At 53.3% G+C, this 13,134-nt stretch carries 9 protein-coding genes, 1 tRNA gene and 3 pseudogenes; 10 read left to right on the top strand and 3 right to left on the bottom strand.

Translation table 11 applies throughout. The features are described from left to right. Nucleotides 1-14: 14 nt before the first annotated feature. Nucleotides 15-1,232, top strand: coding sequence for a putative sugar O-methyltransferase (locus RBB81_RS01510; RefSeq protein ID WP_179585985.1), 1,218 nt, complete (start codon nucleotides 15-17; stop codon nucleotides 1,230-1,232). Nucleotides 1,233-1,320: 88 nt separating this feature from the next. Next, nucleotides 1,321-1,962: a DUF2306 domain-containing protein gene (locus tag RBB81_RS01505; RefSeq protein WP_179585983.1), complete on the top strand. Its 642-nt coding sequence runs from the start codon at nucleotides 1,321-1,323 to the stop codon at nucleotides 1,960-1,962. A gap of 115 nt (nucleotides 1,963-2,077) precedes the next feature. On the opposite strand, the gene RBB81_RS01500 is transcribed toward RBB81_RS01505, so the two are convergent. After that, nucleotides 2,078-3,544, bottom strand: coding sequence for a hypothetical protein (locus RBB81_RS01500; RefSeq protein WP_179585981.1), 1,467 nt, complete (start codon nucleotides 3,542-3,544; stop codon nucleotides 2,078-2,080). 368 nt (nucleotides 3,545-3,912) lie between these two features. On the opposite strand from RBB81_RS01500, the gene RBB81_RS01495 reads away from it, so the two are divergent. Further along, nucleotides 3,913-4,002: transfer RNA gene (locus tag RBB81_RS01495), tRNA-Ser, on the top strand. A gap of 229 nt (nucleotides 4,003-4,231) precedes the next feature. Here RBB81_RS01495 and RBB81_RS01490 read toward each other — a convergent pair. Beyond that, nucleotides 4,232-4,903, bottom strand: coding sequence for an HAD family hydrolase (locus RBB81_RS01490; RefSeq protein ID WP_353072460.1), 672 nt, complete (start codon nucleotides 4,901-4,903; stop codon nucleotides 4,232-4,234). A gap of 395 nt (nucleotides 4,904-5,298) precedes the next feature. On the opposite strand from RBB81_RS01490, the gene RBB81_RS01485 reads away from it, so the two are divergent. Together RBB81_RS01485 and RBB81_RS01480 are read left to right on the top strand one after the other, a co-directional pair. Then, nucleotides 5,299-5,973 carry a hypothetical protein gene (locus RBB81_RS01485; RefSeq protein ID WP_353072459.1) on the top strand — a complete coding sequence of 225 codons (675 nt, stop codon included), beginning with the start codon at nucleotides 5,299-5,301 and terminating at the stop codon, nucleotides 5,971-5,973. A 137-nt stretch (nucleotides 5,974-6,110) separates the two neighbouring features. After that, complete coding sequence (locus RBB81_RS01480; protein ID WP_353072458.1) at nucleotides 6,111-7,670, top strand: hypothetical protein; 1,560 nt, start codon at nucleotides 6,111-6,113, stop codon at nucleotides 7,668-7,670. 210 nt (nucleotides 7,671-7,880) lie between these two features. On the opposite strand, the pseudogene RBB81_RS01475 reads toward RBB81_RS01480, so the two are convergent. Next, nucleotides 7,881-8,371: pseudogene (locus RBB81_RS01475) on the bottom strand (SIS domain-containing protein); the annotation flags it as partial. A gap of 271 nt (nucleotides 8,372-8,642) precedes the next feature. On the opposite strand from RBB81_RS01475, the gene RBB81_RS01470 reads away from it, so the two are divergent. From RBB81_RS01470 to RBB81_RS01450, 5 genes and pseudogenes are all read left to right on the top strand, one after another. Next, on the top strand, nucleotides 8,643-9,416 hold the full coding sequence (locus RBB81_RS01470) for an ATPase domain-containing protein (RefSeq protein WP_353072457.1): 774 nt from the start codon (nucleotides 8,643-8,645) through the stop codon (nucleotides 9,414-9,416). Then, a pseudogene (locus RBB81_RS01465) lies at nucleotides 9,413-9,667 on the top strand (hypothetical protein); the annotation flags it as partial. The gene RBB81_RS01470 and the pseudogene RBB81_RS01465, both read left to right, overlap by 4 nt. Before the next feature lie 77 nt (nucleotides 9,668-9,744). Further along, on the top strand, nucleotides 9,745-10,902 hold the full coding sequence (locus RBB81_RS01460; RefSeq protein ID WP_353073978.1) for a DNA polymerase Y family protein: 1,158 nt from the start codon (nucleotides 9,745-9,747) through the stop codon (nucleotides 10,900-10,902). Continuing rightward, nucleotides 10,808-12,529, top strand: a pseudogene (locus RBB81_RS01455) (PHP domain-containing protein); the annotation flags it as partial. The gene RBB81_RS01460 and the pseudogene RBB81_RS01455, both read left to right, overlap by 95 nt. After that, nucleotides 12,512-13,114: a hypothetical protein gene (locus RBB81_RS01450; protein ID WP_423248061.1), complete on the top strand. Its 603-nt coding sequence runs from the start codon at nucleotides 12,512-12,514 to the stop codon at nucleotides 13,112-13,114. The pseudogene RBB81_RS01455 and the gene RBB81_RS01450, both read left to right, overlap by 18 nt. Nucleotides 13,115-13,134 lie beyond the last annotated feature (20 nt).

Below are 13,134 nucleotides of genomic sequence, written 5' to 3'. Positions count from 1 at the left end.
GAATGAAAGGATATATGCTAAAGCTCAAACACCTGCGCCATCCTTTTCAGACGGCGACTGCTGCGAAGAGTCTACTCGGGGCACGCCTAAGCATGTGGAGGTTCGCAAATCACGGCGCCCATCGTTTTAAGGACGATGATCGCTACGATCTCCAAAATGTGACGGAGGGGTTCAAATCCCGCATCGATGATTCAAGCGATGATGATGCGTTGCTGGAAAGAATATGCACGGCATACATCAGAGCCGTAAAGCAGCAGAAGTTTGCGCCAAGCGCATACCAGGCTACGGAATGGTGGAAGCAGGTACGACACAGAAATCTGGGACCTGTAATCCAGGCGCTGCTCACCAACGACACTAGCACGCTCCGAGGAATGTACCAGAATTTTTTCCGTAATCCTTGTTCAGCGGGTTTGCTAGGAGCACCTTTTGGTATGTCGAAGGCATATTTCGGCGGGAATATCAAAGATGTCTATAGGAAATTTTATCTAAGTCACGTTCTATACCGATTTGACTATTGGAATGCGCAGACAGATGGCCGCTTCACATTGCATCACCTGGCAGGTCCAGGTATAGGAAATCCATTTGGCGTGCTAATCCACGGGACACACATAAATGTAGGTGCGGAGTATGCACATTACTGTGCGCATAGGATCGACAGCATGCTAGCCCCAGAGTCTGGCACCATTGCCGAAATAGGAGGTGGGTTTGGTGGGATGGCTTACTATCTGCTGCGCGACCGGGCGAACCTAACTTACGTTGATTTCGATGTTCCGGAGAGCATTGCGTTAATCTCGTACTACCTGATCAAAGCTTTTCCAAAGTTGAAGTTTCTGCTTTATGGCGAGGACAAGCTGACAAAGAAAGCGATCACTCAGGCGGACGCGGTGCTATTGCCCATGTTCGACTTAGAAAACATGCCAGCAGAAAGTGTTGACATTACTTTTAGCTCCCATGCAATGTCGGACATATCGCCAGGCGCGATGGATGAGTATCTGAAACATATCGATCGGATGACAAAAAATTGTTTCTTTTATATAGGCAAGCAACAAACGAGCGAGTCTATATCTGGCATTCTCGGTCGAAAAAAGGATTCGTTCAAGTTGTCAGATACTCGAACGTCCGGATGGCACAGTCATAAGGTATCGGGTGCCGGAGTAGGGGGCGCTTCGGGCATGGCAGCGTCAACGATGTTGGAGCAGAGTTACACACGAATTGCTAAACCTACTCGCTAAGACGGTGTTCGAGTCACCTGATGCGAACCATGAGCTTAAAACCTTTGGCTGACTACTTATTCACAAAAGAGTTATCCCCGTGAATTTGATGACAACAGAAACATCAACGCCTACCCCACCTGCGTTGCGCCGAAAGCTCAAAGCTCTTCTCTGGGTTGCGATGGGTGGGATGACAATATCGGTCCTTCTTTACAGCGAGGTACCGCTTCTGCGTCAGGTAAAGGAGCGGGCTTATCTAGGCTCGATCCCCTTCCTGATCATCCCACACGTTTTAGCGGGAATCACCGCGTTGCTAGTTGGTCCGCTTCAGTTTTCGAGCCGGGTACGGCGGGGTAACCCAAAATTTCATCGAGCCCTCGGCCGAGTCTACGTCTGCTCGGTCTTTATCGCGGCTCCGCTTGCCGTTATCCTATCCCACCACCGCCACGATTCCCGCGCGATCCACTTCGTTGTTGCGAATATCGTCCAGGCAGGAACCTGGGTCATCGCGACGGGGGCTGCTTTTCTGACGGCTCGCAACCGGCACTTTCACCAGCATCGCGATTGGATGGTCCGTTCCTATGCTGTAACCTTCACCTTTGTTGGTACCCGTGTCTTACAGCCTCTCCCAGCATGGAATCGTCACAGCGAAGCGGGATTTGCTATCGAGATAATCATGATCACCTTCATGGCCATCCTGATTCCGGATCTGGCCTTTCATTGGAGCGCCTTCACACGGCGCCGATCGTGAATCGGGTGTTTTCCTCGTGCTAGTTGTGAGAGCGCAGCTTCAGCCCAGCAATGCGTCCCCTTCGGCGTATTGCGGTCGGTGCCAAAAGAGAGCACGCTCGCTCTCGTAGCAGCAATTACCGGGCAGCGCGCAGCCCGTGCTCCTGCTCGAGACCAATCGACTCCGGCGGACCAACGCCATTGTGTCGGGCAAGCGCCTCCGCGATGCCGGAGTAGCGCGGTGAATCCCTCAGCAAAAACCAGCACTCGCGATCGCCCTCACCGTAACGCCAACCTTTCCGCAGCCGATAGAACTCCGAGCCGTATGAGACCAGCCACAATTCATACCGCGATGGGTCCGCGCCAATTACCAGGTTCCGAGTCAGATTTGGCCACGTCCTACTTCCGTACTGCATCTGCCATCCGGGTTGGATCAGGCATCTCTCCGGCTGATCGGGATGGACAACGATCACATCCGCATGCAGACGCTCCACATCCGTAGGTTGTATAAAGCGATGGGCGAACTCCGGAGTGTTCAAACCCCACGGATCGTATGTCGTCCACCCGGAATAATAGGGCAGAAAGCCAGTCTCCGTTGTGATCATGGTGGCGTGTTCCTGCATCGCACTCAGTTCCTGCGCAATGTCCTTCGCCTCGTTGAATTGCATATCTCGAAAGGTACGAAGCTCGCGATAGAACGGCATCGCAATCAAAAGGAGCCAAGCCCCGAAGCTGATACGCAACACAGCCCTACGCGACGAGAGTGGCGTCTGCTTCCAGTTGACCGCCAGCAGAACAGCCGCAGCTAGCGGCAGATAATAGAAGAAGCGGTCGCCGATATTCTGATCGAGACGCATCATCCAGTAGAACGCCGTAGGCGCCGCGATCAAACTCACAAACAGAAACCGCGGTTGCAATCCGCGAAGCAAAACCATTGGTATCAGCACCGCTGCGTCGAACAGCAAATACTTGAAACTCTCCTGCAGCGAATGAGCGACCACCAGCCCTAGCACGCGCCGAGCATCCGACTTGACCAGGAACGGCAGCGGAAAAAGTTCACCGAAGTAATGCACTCTCCAGGTGAAATACACCAGCCCCGGCAACAGAAAAAATGCCGCCACCCTCCCCAGCGTACCCCTCCTGTCCTCCGAAGAGACCATCGCATAAGTCAGCAGAGGCAGCACAAACACCACACCATCGGGCCTGAAGAGACAGAGCCCAAGCGCGGTAAGCGAGGCCCGGACCACACGTTTTTCGATCACAAGCAGAGTTACCGTCGCAAGCAGCAGTGCATCCGGAAGAACTGCGAACCCTGATGCCGCGGCAAAGATCTGCGGAAACAGCGCAGCCGATCCCGCGATAGCGAGCAAACGAAGCGTTGAGATGTGAACCCGCGCAAGCCGCAGCAACGCAAACGCCAGCCCCAACAGCGATCCCACATTGACCATCGCTGAGAACCAGGACGGATCGAGGCCAACACGCATCGCCCCGGCCACCAGCGCCATCCACGCAAAATCCGTCGCGCCCTCTACGCGGGGTCCGCCTGCAAAAAAAATAATAGCCCCATGCACTACGAGGTTTCTGCTGTAGGCAAATAAGATCATTGCATCTTCTGCGGGAAGAAAATACTTTGGCACAATCGCCAGAAGACTCAACCCAATTGCGCCATAAATCCCCAGTAGCCACACAAGCGCGCGCTCCGACAATACAGACCTGGCCTCTGACTCTTTATGCGACGAGCCATCATGAGTCAAGGACGAGGACGATTCCGGTTCATGATCGTAGATTGGGTTCGGCAAGTGTCGGCTGTCACTTTCTTGTACTACGCTATGCTTCATGCATTGTCCGCGGCTATCAACGAGTATAGATTCCATAGATCGCAGATGAATCCGCCCTTTGGTTACAACGTGTTGGGGCGGAGGCGGCCAACGTTTTTTGCGCAATAGGCAGCAGCGTACTAAACTTCAGACAGGGAAGAGTGGCCGAGTGGTTGATGGCTCCAGTCTTGAAAACTGGCGTACCTGAAAGGGTATCGGGGGTTCGAATCCCTCCTCTTCCGCCATTTTGTCTGCCCGTTCTCGGAGTAACGCATAACTGTGGCAGAGACTCGCAAAAATCCCCACAAAATGAGCTTTTCTTTCGCCGAGCCCTCTCTCCAGAGAGGCTGACGCTTTTCGTCATATTGCCTTCGAGGGAAAATTCTCCAAACTTGTCGGCTTGAGAGAATATTGGGAAGCTTCCGAGACTGCGTGAATGGGCACCCAAGGTTTGGGGTTTGTCTTATGTATGGGCTACCGGCCATAGTGGATGAGGGCGCTTTGGTCGAAGCGTTCGAGGAGTTCGGCTACGTCCTGGTAGACCTCGATGCAACCGGCGTCGAGGAGTTCCTGGCGGGACCAGCCGCCGGTGGTGACACCGATGGTGCGGATGCCTGCTTTGCCGGCGGACTCGGCGTCGTAGGGGGTGTCGCCGAGGGCGAGGACGCTGGTGGGTTTGGCGTGGAGCTTGTGGAGGGTGGCGGAGAAGATGTCGGGGTGGGGCTTGGAGCGTTCGGCGTCGTCGGCTGAGGTGGTCTCGTCGACGAGGTCGGAGATGTTGGCGATCTTCATGTAGGTGTCGAGGTCGGCTTTGGCAGAGGAGGAGGCGAGGGCGGTGCGGATTCCGGCCTGTTTGAAGCGGAGGAAGAGGTCGCGGACGTGGGGGAAGGGTGTGACCTGGTGGAAGTAGTCCTGATGGAAGAGGAAGCTGCGGTAGGTTTTGAGGGGCTCCTCGACCATGGGGCGTTTCCACCAGGGGACGAAGACGGGGATGAGCTGGTCGCCGCCTTTGCCGATCTGTTTGCGGAGGGTTTCGATGTCGAGGGGGATGTCGATGACGGTGAAGGCGTCTCTCCATGCGGCGGCGTGGAGCCAGTTGCTTTCGACGAGGGTTCCGTCGATGTCGGATAGGACGGCTTCTACCATGTGGACCCACCTTTAGGAGTACAGAGGTGGTTAGATGCGCTGGCGAAGATCATTTACTGATTTTCCGGGTCGGCAGAATCTGCAGAGTATTGCTATCTAGATGAGTAACAAAATGCCACTCTTTGGTAACTCATTAGTCGAAAGACAGAAATATGAGTATTTTTTACCCAATTACGCATTTCGACCTCTTGACTAGCGCTGAGAGAAGATGCACCGTGGAGCATAGATCTTTGTTTATTCTTCGCCCCAATGAATAAGGCACGAGTCGCCCACGCCCTTGGAAAGCCGGCGACTCATGCCTCCGCTGACCGTTATGGTCTGCCTACTGCATCTTTGAGCAGACTCATGCCGGTTGTCAATCGTCTTGGTCGATTACCGAAAGGAGTTTGCGAATTATGGTTTGTTCATTGAATTGCTTCTTAGATTTCGTTGAGGCTGATTCGTCTAAAACGCGCGATTTGATCGTGCTGCGATACAAGAGAGCAAAGAGTGGCGAGGCAAAAGGGAGATCCACTTACTACACACCAGCACTGCAAGTGATAAAGAGAACCCTTTGTCCGGATGGTACGGCGGAACAAAAGGTCGCCGCGATCGCCGCAGTGTGTAGCAGCAGACCTACTTGGACCGATCAGGCGAACGACTCACGTAAAGAAAGCAACGTTCGGGTCTTCAGGGCTTTTCATTCAAAATTTGGAAGCAAAGAAATTAAGATATTTCCTGCCCCCAGAATGCAATTCCAAGTGTCGAAGGATGTCGCAGTTAATATTCAACCAGATCTCTTTTTCGAGTCGGAGAAGCATGTCACCATGCTGAAACTTGGACTGTGTAAAAAACCGAGATCGGAATCCGCCGTGCGTCTAATTCTTCAAGCCCTCAGCAAAGCCTCTAAGAGAAAGGGGCTAAAACTCCCCATCAAAAATTTCCAATTTTTGGATACGGTGAGCGGAAACAGTTTTGTTGAGCATGACGAAAAGATCGATCTTGAAGAGCATTTAGCAGCTGTAGCAAACGATTTGAATGAAAGTGGAACAGTCACTGACGCTAATGTGGGTGCCCCACTCATGCGGTGAGACTGCATGAATGGGGCACCCAAGATTGTGGTTGGTTTGTGTATTGGCGACCCGCCCAAACTCCCGTGAACTAGACAAGATTGTCTCCGGTGAGGTGTAGTATTGCTGCTATCCACAAATAGGGAAACGGAGAGAACATGGCAGAGCAATCTTCTCCAGATGAGCAGAAGCGTGACAATTCAACCGTGCTTTGGGAGACCATCCAAACATTTTCTGACGAAGCTCAAACCGCCGCAAAAAAGAAGGCAACCGAGCTTCAGTTCTCATTTAATAGAGGCACGATACCTTTTGAAGAGACGTTAATTAATCTGAGCAGGAACCGTGATCTTCTGATCGCCGCGATCGAAGACTCTGCACTCCCGCAGCTTCCCCTCAAAATTCAAAATCAATTGATCTCTGATGCGAAGAAAATTTCTTCACAGCTGAATCAGCTTACGAATGGTATCGACTCCATCGTAACGCTCGAATCTGCGGTAGATGATCTAACTGCAACAATTTGGCATTCGAACCTGCAAAACATGTCGGGCGAAATTCTGGGGTTTCATAAAAAACAGAATCAACTGAAGACGCTTGAGACGACTTTGCGAGATCTGACCCAGAGAGCGACAAATCTTCAAGCAAAAGAGGAAAGCGCGAATCGCGTCATAGAGCAAATCGACGATGGGTTCAAGAAGACTAATTCCTTCATTGAGGAAATAAACAAAAGTGCCACCGAAATAAGCCAGCGAACTGCGGCAGTTAAAGATGCCGAACAGAGGGTAAACGCCAGTCTCGCTCTTGTTCAGGAAGAAGAGAAGAGTATTGCACAGTCTGTAGCCTCTTCCCGGACTTCTTCGGCGGAATTGGACTCGCAAAAAATAAAGGCCGAATCGATACTAGTCGACTTAGAAAAGTCGAAGGCGGACTCGGGAATCCTCGTCAAGAGCTTGTCAGAGTTTCGACAGCTGACAGAAACTCAAATTGGAGACTTGCAAACGCTTCAGCAAGCTGAATACAAGGCGCTAGATCAAAAGTCTCAAACTGAAATAGCTAGACTCCAAGCGGCGGCTACAGATGCCACAACTAATCTAACGACGATAGTGGGTTCCACGCTAAAAGCTTCTGTCGAACAATTCGGAATAGAGAGTACGGCACTTATTCTGAAGCTAGATACGGCTGAAGCGGCAAGAGAGCTTAAGGCTACAACAAGTCTAAAAAAAACAAGTGAAGATTTTATAGCCGAAGCTACCGAAATTAAAGATGAGTTTCGCAAAAGCTTCGAAGCGGCGACCGCAAAATCCAATTTACTCTTAGGTGAAAACGAGCTAAAGACCAAAGAGCGATTTGACGAGCTCATTAAGCTAGAGGATGTCATTCGTGAAAAAATCCGTCTTGCGACAAATTTCCAGTTATTTCATGCATTTCAAACTAGACAAATGGCCATTGCTGAAGGTAAGAATTTGTGGCGAAATGCCTTGTTTGGTTTCGTAATTTTCTCGTTTGTCCTTGCCGTAGCATTCATTATTTATTTGTTTGTAGCGCATCCGACTTATGATGCTGCTTTTTATCTGAAGCTTTCAATATCGTTTCCGCTTGTCTATGCGATTCACTTTTGCAGCACTGAATATTCGAAAGAGCGAAAGCTCGAAGAAGAGTACGCATTCAAGGGAAATATTCGATCTCATTGGAGCCTTACAGAGAACTTGTTGAGAAGATGATCGACAAAGGTGATCCCGCTGAAGCTGCAAAATATTCAGACTTGTAATTGCTTCAATTGACAAAGTCTTCACATCACCTACTCAACAAATATTTGGGACCAAGGAGACCAAGGCAGCCGCCGATGAGGTTGCCGATGCGTCAAAAGGTCTCACCAAAATACTAGGTTCAGTCAATGACTTGATACAGTCCCTAGCGAAGTTCAAGTAACGTTATTCCACCGTAACGCTCTTTGCTAAGTTTCTTGGTTGGTCTACGTCGCAGCCTCGGCGGACGGCTATGTGGTAGGCGAGGAGTTGGAGGGGGACTACTTCGAGGATGGGTAGGAGTAGTTCGGGGGCCTGGGGGATGTAGATGGTCTGCTCGACGAGCTGGCTGATCTCGGTGTCGCCTTCGATGGCGATGGCGATGACGCGGCCAGAGCGGGCGGTGACCTCTTGTATGTTGCTGAGGGTTTTTTCGTACTTGAGGACGCTGGAGGGATCGTTGGGGTCCTTGGTGGCGATGCAGACTACGGGGAGGGATTCGTCGATGAGGGCGTTGGGGCCGTGCTTCATCTCGCCGGCGGGGTAGCCTCGGCGTGGATGTAGGAGATCTCCTTGAGCTTGAGTGCGCCTTCGAGGGCGATGGGGTAGTGGATGCCGCGGCCGAGGAAGAGGAAGTCGTCGGAGGTGTGGAAGAGGCGGGCGAGCTCTTCGCACTGGGCGGAGAGGGGCTGGCGTGGTGATGTCATTTTGCGAGTCGCTATTCCTCCCACCCAAGAGGAAGAGCTTTTGGTGAAAGCGGCTACACTGAGCAAGGGCGAACGGAAGAGCGTCGGAGAAGTGCTGCTAATCGGAAACGCGAAAGGCAGGAGAACGATCACATTTATTTTCTCCTTATGTTCCTTGTACTTACAACGAAATGCACAACTTATAGAGCAAATACAGGCTGGCGCGACGAGGCGGCTTGGGCGAATATAAGGCGAACATCCTATGGCCGCCGCCCATGCAATCCGTCTTCAGATCGAAACCAAGCTGGCTCAGCGGGTGCCCGCTGCGCTGACGCTCAAGATCAAACATGCTCCGGAGATGTTCGCCACCGGTATCACTGCAGTAGATGAGATCCTGGGCGGCGGTATTCCGCGAGGCTGCATCACTGAGGTCAGCGGAGCAGCCTCGACGGGGAAGACTTCCTTTGCTCTGTCGACGATCGCTTCCATCACGCAACTCGGCAACGCCTGTGCGTGGGTGGATGTGAGTGATGCGCTCTCCCCGGAAGCTGCCGCTGCGGCGGGCGTGGAGCTGAGGCGTTTGCTCTGGCTCCGTATGTCTGCCGAGCGTGGAAAGAAAGTGGTAGACAAGCCCTGGTCGCGGCTGGAGCAAGCCTTGAAAGCGACTGATCTGCTACTGCAAACGGGAGGCTTTGGGGCCATCGTGCTGGATATGAGCGATGTGATGGCTCAACACGCGAGACGCATTCCGTTAGCGACCTGGTATCGCTTCCGGCTGGCCGTAGAGCAGGCACGCACCTCGTTGATCTTTCTCACGCAGTCGCCTTGCGCCAGTAGCTGCGCGTCGTTGGCGCTCCGTTGCGAGCCAGGGGATGCGGTGCCATTCAGCAGCAATGGCGAAACGCCGCTGTTTGAACGGCAACAGTACCAACTAGTACGTGAGCGCAACCGCAATGAAGCCACCCCTTTTATGCAGCGGAAGCCTGTGCAACGGGTGAGTTGGCCGGCAGAGACACTTTGGTCAAGGGTGCGATGATGTATGCCGTTCTCCATCCACCTAACTTCTTCGCGCAGGTTGCGGCGCATCAGCGCACAGAGCTGCGCAGGAGACCGTTTGTAGTGCTCGATGGAGAGCCGCCAACCGATATGGTTTTCGCGGCCAACCATGCAGCGCGTTCTCAGGGTGTCGAGATCGGCATGACCCGGCTACAGGCCGAAACATTTTCGGAAGTCACCGTACTCCGTCGTGTTATCGAACATGAGCATACGGCCCATACCACCCTTCACCATGTCGCGTACATGTTCTCGCCCCGTATCGAGTCGGTGCAGAGCGGCCCGGCACGTATGCACTGGACATTCACGGCATGGATCTCCTGTACGGGGATGCCGAACAACTCGCAAACAAATTGCGACAGAGCGTCATGGCGGCGGGATTTCTTGTCAATATCGCCGTTGCTGAAAATTTCCATGCTGCTGTGTCTCTTGCATGTGGCAGACTCGGTGTCTCGGTTGTGCCACCCGGCGGCGAGGCACACGCCCTTGGTCGACTGCCTATCACTGCGCTGCAACTAACTCCAGAGACTGAAGGGACCTTTGCGGTCTGGGGCATCCGCACGTGTTCAGAACTAGCGGCGCTATCTGAGACAGACCTGATTGCGCGTTTCGGACAAACTGGAAAGAAGTTTCATGCTCTTGCTTGCGGCACATGGCCGCACCTGCTGTTCCCCATGGAACCGAGCTTCGACGCCAGCCTGATCGAACGTATGGAGTTGGACTTTCCGGTAGAGGAGCTGGAGCGTCTGCTCTTCCTGCTCTCTCGCATGACGACAACACTGCTGGAGCGGGTTCGTAGTAAAGCGCGGTCTATCGCTGCACTCCGCATCGTACTTCATCTCGATGCCAAGTCACAGCATGAGCGAACTGTGCGTCCAGCTTTACCGTTGCAGGATACGCCGACATTGCTCAAGCTCATTCAACTCGATTTGGAGACGCATCCTCCAAGTGCGGCGATTGTGGGATTGGAGTTGCATGCACAGTCTGCCACGCCATATCGAGCGCAGAATGGCCTCTTTCTCCCGCAAGCGCCGGAGCCGGGACGGCTTGAAGTGATGCTCGCACGAATGCGGAAACTGCTGGGCGACAAACGTGTCGGCTCGCCTGAGTTGACTGACGATCATCGACCGAACGCTTTTCGCATGGTGCCTTTTGAGCCGCTGCCACCACAACGGAACGAGAGACTATTGTCCTCGATACCTATCGCTCTGCGCGTCTTCCGTCCACCACAAATGGTCGGCGTTACACTCACGAACCATACACCCATGCGGATCTTTTGGGCCGGAACGGGATATGTTGTCCGGCAGGCGGCCGGTCCAGTCAGGGTAAGCGGACAGTGGTGGTCTGAGACGCACTGGTGCCGCGAAGAGTGGGATGTCCGACTGGAGAACGGAAGTGTGGAACGGCTTTGCCGCATCGCCTACGATCCGCGTTCTCGCTGCTGGTATGTGCAGGGGACATATGACTGACTATGTGGAGTTGCACGCCAGGTCGGCTTTTAGCTTTCTTGAAGGCTCTTCTATGCCAGAGTCTCTGATCCAGCAGGCGACGCGTCTGGAAATGCCTGCGATGGCGCTGCTCGATCGCAACGGATTATATGGCGCTGCGCGATTTCACACGGAGGGACAACGATGCGGCGTACAGGCACACATAGGAGCGGAGATCGCAGTAAGCGATCTAGGCCAAAGCCTCCAGCCAGCTCTCTATCTGCCGCATCAACATCTACCCGAGCCCGTCCGCTTACCGCTCTTGGTCGAGTCACGCATTGGATACCGGAACCTCTCCCGACTAGTTACGAATTTTAAATTACGAGAGAAGACGAAGGCTGAAGGAGCTGCGGTCATCGCCGACGTGGAAGAGTACCCCAATGGTCTGGTTTGTCTGACGGGTGGCAGTGAAGGCCCGCTAGCTGCGGCATTGGCACAGGGAGGCTATGACGCTGCACACAAGACGGTGGAGAAGTTGGTACGGCTCTTTGGTGCCCAAAGTGTCTATGTCGAGTTGCAACGGCACTTTGACCGCGAGGAAGAACATCGCAACCGTGCTGCAATTCGTATTGCACGTTCGCTGAATTTACCCCTGCTGGCGACGGGAGGAGTGAGCTACGCTACTCCGTATGAGCGTGAAGTGCTTGATATCTTTACTTGCATCCGCCATCGCAAGACGCTCGATACAGCGGGTCGGCTCCTGGGCCAAAATGCAGAACGACATCTGCACAGGGCGACCGAGATGCGCAAACTCTTCTATGACTATCCAGAGGCCATCGCCAATACCTGTGAGCTGTCGGGCCGCCTGCAATTTCAGCTAACCGGGCGTGGATACGAGTTTCCGGCATATCCAGTGCCGGACAGCGATACGATGGATTCGTTTCTTCGTAAGCGCGTGGATGAGGGTATACGCCGACGTTACCTTCCCAAAAACGATTCAGCTCTTTATGAGAAGGCAAAGCAGCAAGCGGAGCGGGAATTGCGGTTGGTTGAAAAGTTGGGGTTGGCAGGCTACTTCCTGATCGTGTGGGACATTGTTCGCTTTTGCAAGGACAACGGCATTCTCATTCAGGGGCGTGGCTCTGCCGCGAATAGTGTGATCTGCTACGCGCTCGGCATTACCATCGTTGATTCAGTTGGCCTCGACCTGCTCTTTGAGCGATTCCTTTCGGAAGAACGTGGTGAGTGGCCTGATATTGACCTTGATCTGCCCAGCAAGACAGATCGTGAGCGCGCTATTCAATATGTGTACCAGCGTTACGGTGAGCTAGGTGCCGCGATGACGGCGAATGTCATCACCTTCCGAAACCGATCCTCTTCGCGAGAAGTTGGTAAAGTTTTCGGCTTCGATCAAAGGACAGTGTCTGAACTCGCTGGCTTGATGAGTGTGTAGGAGTGGAAGGCTCCAAGCGACACTCTGGAGAACAGTTTTAAAGCAGCGGGCCTCGATATGAAGCACCAACGCATCGCGCACTTTCTTCGAAAGTCCGGCGAAGTGCTGAATTTGCCTCGCAATCTCGGCCAGCACTCTGGTGGTATGGTCATCTGCCAGGGCCATTTGGACTCCGTCGTGCCCATCGAACGCGCTTCCATGCCAGGCCGAACAGTGGTGCAGTGGGATAAAGACGACTGCTCCGATATGGGCATCATCAAGGTTGATCTTCTGGGTCTTGGGATGCTTGCGGTGCTCAAGGATGCTGCCTATTTCGTTCCGCAGTATTATGGCGAACAACTCGACTACGCTCAGCTACCACAGGACGATGCCGTATACGCGACTATCGAGCAGGCCGATACCGTGGGTCTGTTTCAGATCGAAAGCCGCGCCCAAATGTCTGCTCTACCGCGTACGAAGCCGAAGTGCTTCGCCGACCTGTCGATGCAAGTTGCTATCATCCGCCCTGGGCCTGTGACAGGAAAGTTCGTTAATCCTTATATCGCACGGAGACTTGGACGAGAGCCCATAGCCTATCTCCATTCGTCTTTTAAGCCATTTCTGGAACGGACACTTGGTGTGCCGTTGTTCCAGGAACAGGTGATGAAGATTGGCATGGTCGCAGCAAATCTCACGGGTGGAGAAGCCGAGGAGTTACGTAAGGCGATGGGCGGCAAACGATCGGAATCGATCATCGCCGGACTAAAAACCCGACTGCACGAAGGTATGACCGCTAACGGATTTGACGCTTTTGCATATTAGAATCCTCTTTTCGCGGGAAC

Origin of the sequence: Tunturibacter gelidoferens (assembly GCF_040358255.1) — a bacterium.
GTDB lineage: Bacteria > Acidobacteriota > Terriglobia > Terriglobales > Acidobacteriaceae > Edaphobacter > Edaphobacter gelidiferens.
The sequence above is the reverse complement of the archived record's forward strand: the minus strand, read 5'-3'. Positions and strand labels throughout refer to the sequence as shown.

Bases quoted from the DNA above. Each gene is read 5' to 3' on its own strand.
- RBB81_RS01510 (WP_179585985.1), top strand. From the start codon at position 15: ATGCTAAAGCTCAAACACCTGCGCCATCCTTTTCAGACGGCGACTGCT.
- RBB81_RS01485 (WP_353072459.1), top strand. From the start codon at position 5,299: ATGGTTTGTTCATTGAATTGCTTCTTAGATTTCGTTGAGGCTGATTCG.
- RBB81_RS01470 (WP_353072457.1), top strand. From the start codon at position 8,643: ATGGCCGCCGCCCATGCAATCCGTCTTCAGATCGAAACCAAGCTGGCT.
- RBB81_RS01500 (WP_179585981.1), bottom strand. From the start codon at position 3,544: ATGATCTTATTTGCCTACAGCAGAAACCTCGTAGTGCATGGGGCTATT.
- RBB81_RS01450 (WP_423248061.1), top strand. From the start codon at position 12,512: ATGCCAGGCCGAACAGTGGTGCAGTGGGATAAAGACGACTGCTCCGAT.
- RBB81_RS01460 (WP_353073978.1), top strand. From the start codon at position 9,745: ATGGATCTCCTGTACGGGGATGCCGAACAACTCGCAAACAAATTGCGA.
- RBB81_RS01505 (WP_179585983.1), top strand. From the start codon at position 1,321: ATGACAACAGAAACATCAACGCCTACCCCACCTGCGTTGCGCCGAAAG.
- RBB81_RS01480 (WP_353072458.1), top strand. From the start codon at position 6,111: ATGGCAGAGCAATCTTCTCCAGATGAGCAGAAGCGTGACAATTCAACC.
- RBB81_RS01490 (WP_353072460.1), bottom strand. From the start codon at position 4,903: ATGGTAGAAGCCGTCCTATCCGACATCGACGGAACCCTCGTCGAAAGC.